The following is a 7,615-nucleotide window of genomic DNA, read 5'->3' on the forward strand; positions in this document are numbered from 1 at the left end:
GGACCCCACAAGAGGTCCACGACGACTACCTGAATCAGCAGCTCGCCGCATGAATTAGCCAATAGGTAGCTGTCCGGAAAGCGTGGGGCCCCTCACTGCTCGGCAAGGGCGTCGGCCTGCTCGAATGCGCCCGCCGCCTCAATCTCGCCCTGAACACCGTCAAGCGGTACGCCCGCCTGAAGGAGCCCACGCTGGAGCGTCGCGCACCGCAGTACCGGCCCACCCTCGTCGACCCCTACCGCGACCACCTCCGCGCCCGCCGGGCCGCCGACCCGGCCGTCCCCGTGCAGCAACTGTTCCGGGAGATCCAGGAGCTGGGCTACACCGGGAGCCTCAACCTGCTCTACCGCTACATCACCCAGGGCCGGGCCGAGGGCGACAAGCCGGTCACCACCCCGCAGCGCTTCGCCCGCCTCCTACTCACCCGCCCCGAGAACCTGCGCGACAAGGACACCGCACTACTACGGGAACTCACCGAAGCCTGTCCGGAGATGACCGAACTCGCCCGCCTCGTCGGCGAGTTCGCCGGGCTCCTGACCCCAGCCGAGGGCAACGACGCCAAACTCACCGACTGGATCACCGCGGTTCGCGCCGCTGAACTGCCCCACCTGCACTCCTTCGCGAACGGCCTCGAGCTCGACCGCGCCGCCGTCGACGCCGGACTCACCCTCCCCTACCACAACGGCCGCACCGAGGGCGTCAACACCCGCACGAAGAAGATCATGAGGCAGATGCACGGCCGCGCCGGCTTCCCGCTCCTACGCCAGCGGATCCTGCTCCAATGATCAACACGAAGCGTTACCACCGATTACGGGCCAGAGCCATCTTTCAGACACGCTCGCGGTGGCTCGCCGTGCTGGCCCGTGGCCGTGGCCCGACTCAGGGCCGTCATGCTGGCTGGTCTCAGTCAGACGCCATCCGTCGTCTGCCCAGCGCACGGTCAGGGTCTGGGTGAGCCAGCGGGAGGATACTTCGGCGTGGCCGCCGGGGTTTGCCCGCTGTCATCTGTCCGCATTCTTCGCGGCGGCCTGGCCCGCTCGGGGTCGGGTTCGAGGTGGGGCTCGGGATGTGCGGCTGGCGCGGTGTCCGTTCGCTGGGAGGTGAGGTAGGCGGCGGCTTGAGTGGTGAACATGTGGGCGTAGGTGCCGTGGAGGTTGAGGAGTTGTTTGTGGGTGCCTTCTTCGGTGATGTGGCCATGGTCGAGGACGTAGATGCGGTCGGCGGTTGTGACGCTGGAGAAGCGGTGGGAGATGAGTACCACGGTGTGGTCGGTGAACAGTTGTCGCATGGTGGTGAAGAGTTCCGCTTCGATGCGGGGGTCTTGGGCGGCGGTGGGTTCGTCCAGCACGATCAGGGGCGTGTCGCGGTAGAGGGCGCGGGCGAGCGCGAGGCGTTGCCACTGACCGGTGGATAGTTCGATGCCGCCGGTGTACTCGGTGCCTAGTTGGGTGTTGTAGGCGTTGGGAAGGTCGTTGATGACGGTGTGGATGCCAGCTTTGTGGGCGGCGGCGGTCAGGGGGTTGGTGTCGCCGGGGGGGTGGGTGCGTCCCAGGGTGATGTTGTCAGCAGCGGTGAATTTGTAGCGTAAATAGTCCTGGAAGAGCACGGCGGTGACGGCGCGCAGGCGGGCCTGGTCTTCGAGGGGGGTGCCGTCCAGGTTGATCTGGCCGGTGGTCGGCTGGTAGAGGCCGCTGAGGATTTTGGCGAGGGTGGTTTTGCCGGAGCCGTTCTCGCCGACCAGGGCGATCGTCTCCCCGGCGGTCAGGCGTAGCGAGATGTTGTGCAGTGCGGGTTTGTCGGCGGCGGGGTAGGTGAAGGAGACGTTGTCGAGGGTCAGGGCAGTGAAGGAGGTCGCCGGTGGTGCGGGAGGGGTGAGGGCGGTGGTGGTTTGGGTGAAGTGGGCCAGGGCGTCGAGGTAGCGCACGACGTTGCCGCCGTGGCCGGTGAGGGAGGCCAGGGCGGTGGCCGCGGCGGCGGCGAGATACAGGGCGCCCAGTGCGGTGAGTGCGGTGGCCGGGTCCAGGCGGCCGGTGTGGGTCAGGACGAGTAGCAGTGCGATGCCCGCGGCAATGACGGCGTCGCTAGCCAGCCTGGCGGCGATGCCCAGCACGGCGTAGCGGCGTTGCAGTGCGGTCTGCGCGGTGATGGCTTTCTGGTAGTTTTCGGCCAGGCGTTGCCACAGCAGCCATGCGGAATCGAAGGCGCGGAGTTCTTTGGCCTCTTCGCGGCCAGTGAGCAGCTGAATAAGGTAGCTGCGGGCGCGGCTGTTTTCGGTGAGGGCGACGTCCAGCGCAAACACCGCGCGTTGCTGCGCCAGTGCCACATGCAGCGCGGGGAGGCCAGCGAGCGCGACCAGGGGCAGCAGCCACCAGCTCATGATGATCATGGGGGTGGTCAGGGCGATGAGCATGGCTATGGCTCGCACGCCGGTCAGAAGCAGCTGCAGCATCCGTTCGACGTGGCCCCGGGCCGCGGCGGTGGCCAGCTGGATCCGGTCGTGGAAGGCGGGGGATTCGAAATTCTCGAGTCGGGCGGCGGCCGCGGCGGTGACCACCTTGCGCATGGCCACCACTTCGATCCGCAGGGTGAGGATGGTCTGCTGCATGCCAATCAGCTGCGCGAGTACGATCCCGACTAGCGTTACAGCCATCATCGCCAGCGCGGACAGGGCGGTCGTCGTAAGGTCGCGGCTGTCCAGCAGGCCGCCGAGGGTGGAGCGGGCCAGCAGTAGCAGCCCGGCCGTACCGGCCGCTTGCAGCAGCGGGAATCCCGTGGTGAGCAGCAGTCGGCGAGGGTCAGCCTGCCAGGCGAGCCGCCATGCGAAAATAGATAGCCGACGGAAATCGGCCGGACGTAGCCGCGGCGTGGCCTCCGCACTCATAGGGAATTGTCCGTGGTGTGGGTGAGCAGGGTACGGATGGCGGGAAGGCCAGGTGCAGGGCCGTACAGGACGCGTCCGTCGGCCGCGTAGGCGATGGCTGCGGGAAAGGCATTGCCGAGCCGTTGACTTTCGGCATCGTCGGTGATGGTGCGCCACTCCAGCCGGCAGCCGGTCAGGGCCTCCCAGTGGGCGCGCTGAGACTGGAGCGCCGCACAGAAGCTACAGGCGGGGACGGCCAGGATGACGATGCGGTCGATGTGGGCGGCCGGGGGCAGGTTGGCAGTGGGCTGGCGTTGGCGGGGTGTAGCGGCGGCGGCCAGCGCGGCCGCGGTTCCCGCCGCGGCACCCGCGGTCAGTGGCCAAAGTGGGGGCGGGGCGGCGGCAGCCGCGGCGAGGACCGCGGCTGCCGAGGCGCACGCCACCGCGTGTCTGATGGTGAAACGGGTGGTGAAACGGGTGCCGAAACAGGCGCAGTCGCGCCCCCGCAGCACCAATGCGGCCAGCGCGTATCCGACATACAGGGCGGCTAGCAAGACCAGCCGCGGCCTGGGAGGCAGCGGCGCCAAGGCGAGCAGGAGGACGGCCGCTTCCGCCGCCACGACTTGCACCGGTCCAGCCAGGCGGCGGGCTCTACCACGCAGCGGCCAGGCAGTGACGGTGTCCGGCCAGTCGGTGAGCTTGGCGACCAGGCTGAAGGCGAGCACGCCGGCGGCAGCTGCCATGGCCAGTAGAGCGAGCCACTGCGCTACGGTCACGAGTCTCCTCCGGGTTGCGGCAGGGGCGAGTGAACGGCGGTGCTCTTGGGGATGTCCGGCGCGGCTTGCGGCTGCTGGCTGAGCACCTCGGGGTGGTGCGCGGCGAGCACATACAACCGCTGCAGCTGCTGGGCGTGCAGCAGGACCTGTTCGCGGCTGGCCAGCACCTGCGCCAGCGCATCGGGGATGATCCATTGGCTGTGTGTGACGCTGTCCAGCAGCCGTGCCCGGTCGTCGGCATCGCTCAGGTTCTGGCCGACGAAGGCGGCCGACAGCACTGCGTTGCGAATATCGGCGTGGACGTCGGCCGGCCGCCAGTTCGCGCCCAGCAGCTCGGTGAGCACCTGCGCCGCTCGCGCGCCGTGCACGATGCTGCTGGAGGTGGCGCCTCGGGCTGCCAGGTGGGCGGCCACGCCTACCACCATGGGGTGCGCGGCGATCAGCACCGGTTCCTCGACCGGTTCCTCGCCGGCTGCGGACAACGCCTGCCCGTCCAGTAAGGCCAGTAGTACACCCAGCTCCTGCCCGGCTGGCTGACCGTCGGTCGTGAGGTGGCTGGGCATGACCCCCGCACCGGATGCCGCGCGAAGGTTTGCGACCTCGTTGCTCAGCCAGTCCAACTGCACGCGCCGCGGTCCGGCAGGACCAGCCGCACCCTCGCCGTGGTCAGGGTGGCTATTCGGGGGCAGCCAGGCTCGCCACCACGCCTGGCCTACCATGTTCGGCGCCGGCTTCGCCGCGGACAGCACCTGCCAGCCGACTCGCAGTCGACCCGTCCGCTGGCCACGGCCTAACAGCAGGTCGTTCAGCCCGGCGCCGCTGACCACGCGGGCTGCCGGATCGATGCCAGCCTGTCCCAGCGCACCGCGGGCAGGCGGCCACGAGTCGGCCTGGAAAGCGAAGCGGGGGCTTTGTGGGTCACAGGCGAGCGCCCACCGGGACGACACATCCACGATCCGCACACCAGGATCACCGGCCAGTTGCTCGGCTCGCCGTCCGAGCACCGGTAAGTCTAGGTGTAGGTGCACGCGGGCCGCGTCCGGCGCGGCAGCCACCAACGCCGCCGCACCGCGGCCCCCACCCACCCCGATCACCGGCTGCGCGGGCGAACGTCCAGCCGGAGTTAGATCACAGAAGGCGTGGCCCAACGCCCGGCGGACCAACTCCGCTGGCCGGGCCCGGCCCAGACAGCGCCGGGCAGCATTGGCCAGCTCGGTCAGATCGGGCCGCTCGTCATGCAGCCGCAGCCGCCCGTCCCGGACACGCAACCAGGTCCCGCAGGCTAGTTGGAACACCTGCCGGTAAGCCGTCAGGGGCGCCAGCACTCGCTCCCCCGCCAGGGCAGCCGCAGCCGCAGGCAGCCACACCTCAGCACCATCGGGGAGCACATCGGCCAGCCGGGTGGAAAACCTCACCAGCGGCCCACCGTCGGCCCCAGTCTCATCCACCGTGTAATAGCAACGGACCTGCGACAGCGCGCCACGTCCGAGGGTCGCCGCCTGCCTATCGACCCACGCCTGCGCCACCGGCCCCGCCGAGGCGAACACCCCCGCCTGCGCCTGCCCGTCCACCGCATGCCATCTGTCGCACCCGCACAGCACCTCAGCGCGCCCACCCCGCTCATGCAGACTGCCGCGAAACGCCCGCACGCTGCCAGGGCAGTCCACGAACCCACCTTCCGGACGGCCGCCCGCAGGGCCAGCCTGCTCGTCTGCCAACACCTGCCGGCTCCTTAACCAAGACATCGACCCAGCTCACCCCTTGCCCAACTCGGGGAACCGAACGACCGGGACCAGGACCGCCCGACCGGGCGTCTCCTCATCCACCGCAACACCACCGACCTCGATCCACACAAACACGCGCCGCTGCTCCAGGCCCAAATGAGGTACCGCGTCGGCGCCCATGACCAGCTGGGCGGCAAAGCCTCCCCGGCGCAGCGCCACCACGATCGCGGCGCACTCCGCCACCACATGCCCAAACCCCCATCGCAGCCGCACCAACCGCCGTAACCAGACGACCAACCGCTGCCCACCGGCAGCATGTAACGGCCCCCTCAGTCGCTCGATGGACGCCACCAACTCCTCATCGCCGCGGCGCAGCCACAGCAGCGCCCAGACCGCCCGCACCGCTGCGACCACCTCAACCATTTCCCGCCCCCGTCCTAAATCCGTTGTCGTCGGCCCCTCCCTGACCAGCGTCATCCCGCACCAACCACCCCTCAGCCACACCCCGCCACGCCTGCTCCTCCACCGCCGGATCCACCTCGGCAGGCACCACACCCCCGGCCGCTAACAAAACAGCCACATCCACCGGAACCCACCCCAGAAGCAACCGGCGCCGATCCCATACGAATCCGCCGCCCAACGGCATCGGCCGCACATCCAATCCTTCAACTAGCCGCCAGCCAACATCCCTCAATTCACCCTCCATCAGCTCGGTTTGACCATGCCAAGTTCGGCTATACCTTAAGTAGCTCCACGAGACGAGGCTCAACTACCCCCACAACAACATCCACAACCCCGAACCGCGAAAACATCAACGCACCTCCCCCATAACAGGGTGTCGACTCAGCCGGCACCCCACAGTTGGAATAGGAAATGGAGGACCTCTCGTGACCTCAATCATTTATGCCTGCACCTCTAATGGCTGCCTATGTCGCACAGGAACGCCGTCAGGCCAGTATTGCGGTTACTGCCCGCAGGTATTGCTCCTGGGCTCTGGCGGAGGCACCAGCCACCTCTACCAGTGCGGCTTCTCAGGCAACTGCTGTGACTATGGCGTCAGTTCGGGCTGCACCAACCACACGCGCTCGTGCTAGCCTCGAAGTTTCGTGACGGTCCGCCGGCGGAGTCGGTGGACCGTTTTCGTGCCGTGGGCGAAGGCTGTGCAGGCCGAGGGCACGAGTGTCGCCTCGTGGTGGCGCCGGCGTCGAGCTGCTGTGGGCACACGCCAAGTCGAAGATCGCCAACCGGGCATTCCGTTCGATTCATGAGCTCCACCGGGCCGTGAAGAGAGCCCTGGAGGGCGCCGTCAACTTGTCGGGTTGGTGGGGTGGTTGAGGGTGCGGCAGGTCGTGGTGGGGCCAGGTGGCAGCCGTGGTTCAGCCTGCCGTGGGCAGGGCGGTGACGCCGGTGATGTGGTCCCAGACGGTGAAGCGGGCGGTCATCCCGGCCCGGTACTCGGACGCGGTCATCAGGTGACGGCGCGGCCGGAAATGGGGCGAAATCTGGCTGAACGCGGCGAGGAACTTCTGGGCCGACCGAGGCGAGCGGAAGCCTTTCATGGCGCGTTCGCGCTGCCTCGTCGGCTGGTGCGAATTCTCCGCCCGGTTGTTCAGCCCCTTGTGGGAGCGGTGTTCCACCGAGCCCATCAGTTCCCGGTGAGCCGGCCCGTAGGACCGGCACTTGTCGGTCACCAGCACCCTGGGCACCCGGCACTGCTTCTTCATCAGTTTGGCCATGAACCGCTTCGCGGCCTTCGCGTCCCGCCGGGACTGGACCAGGATGTCCAGCACATGGCCGTCCTGGTCCACCGCCCGCCACAGGTACTGCCGCATCCCGTTGACCTTGATGAACACCTCATCGAGATGCCATTTCTCGCCGGCCTGCGGCCGGCGACGGCGTAACGCGGCTGCGTACTCGGGTCCGAACTTCTCGCACCACTGCCGGACGGTCTCGTGGGAAACGATGATCCCGCGGGCCAGCAGCAGCTCCTCGACCTCGCGGAAGGAGAGCGGGAAGCGGAAGTACAGCCACACCGCGTGGGAGATGATCTCCGCCGGGAACCGGAACCCCCTGTATGACGGCGGCATGTCCATGAGCAGCCCCTCCCCGAGACGATCTCCATGAGGACCATCTCACGCCCGCCGCTAACCTGACAGCACCTTCGTTGGGGCTGAGTTGGCCGTTGGCGGAGTGCCGACGGCGGGTGTTGTAGCGGGTCAGCCAGGCGAAGACAGTCCTGCGGCAGGTGCCGGCGT

At 68.3% G+C, this 7,615-nt stretch carries 5 protein-coding genes and 1 pseudogene; 1 reads left to right on the forward strand and 5 read right to left on the reverse strand.

Annotated elements, in window-relative coordinates; translation table 11 throughout:
• Nucleotides 1-92: 92 nt before the first annotated feature.
• Nucleotides 93-785: pseudogene (locus ACZ7GZ_RS41455) on the forward strand (transposase); the annotation flags it as partial.
• Nucleotides 786-940: 155 nt separating this feature from the next.
• Here ACZ7GZ_RS41455 and ACZ7GZ_RS41460 read toward each other — a convergent pair.
• From ACZ7GZ_RS41460 to ACZ7GZ_RS41480, 5 genes are all read right to left on the reverse strand, one after another.
• Nucleotides 941-2,881, reverse strand: a complete 1,941-nt coding sequence (locus ACZ7GZ_RS41460) for an ABC transporter ATP-binding protein (protein ID WP_471032817.1) — start codon at nucleotides 2,879-2,881, stop codon at nucleotides 941-943.
• Nucleotides 2,878-3,636 carry a MauE/DoxX family redox-associated membrane protein gene (locus tag ACZ7GZ_RS41465; protein ID WP_471032819.1) on the reverse strand — a complete coding sequence of 253 codons (759 nt, stop codon included), beginning with the start codon at nucleotides 3,634-3,636 and terminating at the stop codon, nucleotides 2,878-2,880. Before ACZ7GZ_RS41465 ends, ACZ7GZ_RS41460 begins: the two co-directional genes overlap by 4 nt.
• Complete coding sequence (locus ACZ7GZ_RS41470; RefSeq protein WP_471032821.1) at nucleotides 3,633-5,357, reverse strand: hypothetical protein; 1,725 nt, start codon at nucleotides 5,355-5,357, stop codon at nucleotides 3,633-3,635. Before ACZ7GZ_RS41470 ends, ACZ7GZ_RS41465 begins: the two co-directional genes overlap by 4 nt.
• Nucleotides 5,358-5,390: 33 nt before the next feature.
• Nucleotides 5,391-5,783 carry a hypothetical protein gene (locus ACZ7GZ_RS41475; RefSeq protein WP_471032823.1) on the reverse strand — a complete coding sequence of 131 codons (393 nt, stop codon included), beginning with the start codon at nucleotides 5,781-5,783 and terminating at the stop codon, nucleotides 5,391-5,393.
• A gap of 953 nt (nucleotides 5,784-6,736) precedes the next feature.
• Entirely contained in the window at nucleotides 6,737-7,453 is a 717-nt protein-coding gene (locus ACZ7GZ_RS41480; protein ID WP_471032825.1) for an IS6 family transposase, read from the reverse strand.
• Between the last annotated feature and the right edge of the window lie 162 nt (nucleotides 7,454-7,615).

The organism is Streptomyces sp. NPDC037288, assembly GCF_055603265.1.

Excerpts from the sequence above, each read along its gene's own strand:
- ACZ7GZ_RS41480 (WP_471032825.1), bottom strand. The coding sequence starts at position 7,453 with ATGGACATGCCGCCGTCATACAGGGGGTTCCGGTTCCCGGCGGAGATC.
- ACZ7GZ_RS41475 (WP_471032823.1), bottom strand. The coding sequence starts at position 5,783 with ATGGTTGAGGTGGTCGCAGCGGTGCGGGCGGTCTGGGCGCTGCTGTGG.
- ACZ7GZ_RS41460 (WP_471032817.1), bottom strand. The coding sequence starts at position 2,881 with ATGAGTGCGGAGGCCACGCCGCGGCTACGTCCGGCCGATTTCCGTCGG.